The organism is Streptomyces sp. SID3212 (assembly GCF_009865405.1).
GTDB lineage: Bacteria > Actinomycetota > Actinomycetes > Streptomycetales > Streptomycetaceae > Streptomyces.
Genome location: NZ_WWJY01001123.1, coordinates 1 through 1,674, shown reverse-complemented (window position 1 = coordinate 1,674; position 1,674 = coordinate 1). Strand labels below are relative to the sequence as shown.

1 protein-coding gene is annotated in these 1,674 nt (G+C 73.7%); it reads right to left on the bottom strand.

Annotated features, from left to right (window positions below):
- A partial coding sequence (locus GT042_RS33300) for a hypothetical protein (RefSeq protein WP_202534444.1) occupies positions 1-1,674 on the bottom strand: 1,674 nt, incomplete at both ends.

Here is a 1,674-nt window from a genome sequence, read left to right as displayed (position 1 = left end):
CGTGCTCAGGCGGACCAGCACGGCGAGCACACCCACCGGCGCCCTGGCGACGAGCGAGGCGAGCACGCCCGGCAGGCCGGCGAGGGGGAGGAGGGCCTGCTTCCGCTGCCCGGGGTGCACGATCAGCGCGGCGGCCAGCCCGTACGCGGCGCTCGTCTCGCGCTGGTCGAGGCCGCCGCCGCTGCCGGGGCCGCCGTCGCGCCGGTCGAGGGTGTGGGCGCGGGCGCGGACCTGCTCGATCGTGCGGGGCAGTTCGTCGGCGAGGGCGAGGAGCACCGTACAACGGCCCCGCGCGCACGGGGGATGGGCGCAGTGGAAACCGGCCGCGATGGTCGGCACGTCCGCCTTGAGCAGCTCGTCGACGAACGCGACCGCCCCCTGCCCCTGGGCGATCCGGGCGATGCCCTCCGCGTCCACGCGGCGGCCCCGGTACTGCGGGGTCGCCGTGGGCGCGAACACGGCGACGAAGGCGAGAGCCGCGGCGGCGGCCCGTATCGACCGGTCCGGGGTTCCTCTGAGCGCGAGCAGCTGACCGCTGTCGTACGACGTGTCCTGGAGGTCGTCCCGCAGCCACGCCGCGAGCCGGGGGCCGCCCTCGACCGCGAGCCAGTCCGCGGCCTCCTGGGAGTGCTGGGCCATCGCGGCGGCGAGGCTCTCGGCCTCGTGATGGGCCGTGCCGCGGAAGGTGATGGGCCGGTTGGCGTGCCGGGCGGCGGACGGCGGGGCCGCGGGGGCCTCGGACCGGACGACCGGCGGGTTCACGCCCTTGAGCCAGTCGCGGACCTCGGCCGCGGTCCAGCGGTCGTCGGGATCCTTGGTGAGCAGTCCCTGGAGCAGCAGGTTCCGCCGGGTGTCGGTGACGGCGGACAGGTCGACCTCGTTGTTGAGGATCAGTCCCCTCGTCCACGCCTCGTCGGTGATGCGGGCCTCGTCGCCGAGGACGTACAGGGGGCGACCGGTGAAGACCTGGTACAGCACCAGACCCAGGGTCCACCACGGGGTGGCCTTGAGGTTCTGGTTGACGATTTGTTCCGGGGCCATGTAGAGCGCGGTGATCTGGAAGTCGCGGTAGCTCTGGCTCGCGGTGAACCGCGCGACGCCGCCGAAGTCCGCGACGACGAGCTGGGGGTGTCCGCGGCGGTCACCGTCGCGCTGTCTGACCAGGATGTTGGCGGGCTTCAGGTCCAGGGGGTTGCGGTCGATGCGCGTCTGCCAGAAGTCCAGCAGATCGGTGAGCTCGCGGACGGTACGTTCGGTACGCGCCCGGTCCTCGCGCGGCTTTCCGTCGCGCAGCCGCCGCGTCAGCTGGTCCTCGAAGGTGAGGGGCAGGTACTCCATCGCCACCCAGCCGCAGACGGTGGGCCCGATGGCGATGTCGCCGAACTCGTGGATGCGGGGGACGTGCCGGCGGAACTCCGGGGTGGCGAGGTATTCGAGGGTGTCCATGTCCATGGCCTGGCCCGGGTGGGCGATCTTGACCGCCGCGTCGGTGCCGTCGGCCAGCCGCCGTACGTGCCAGACGGTCCCCTCGCTGCCCGCACCGGCGATGTTGTACGGCTCGTAACGGTCGAGCAGGGCCTGGGGGAACTCGGCGCGGGCGGTGTTGTGGGCGTCGCGGCGGGTGGGCGGATCGGTGCGGTGGGACCCGGCGGGGTCGGTGGGGGCGTCGGGGGC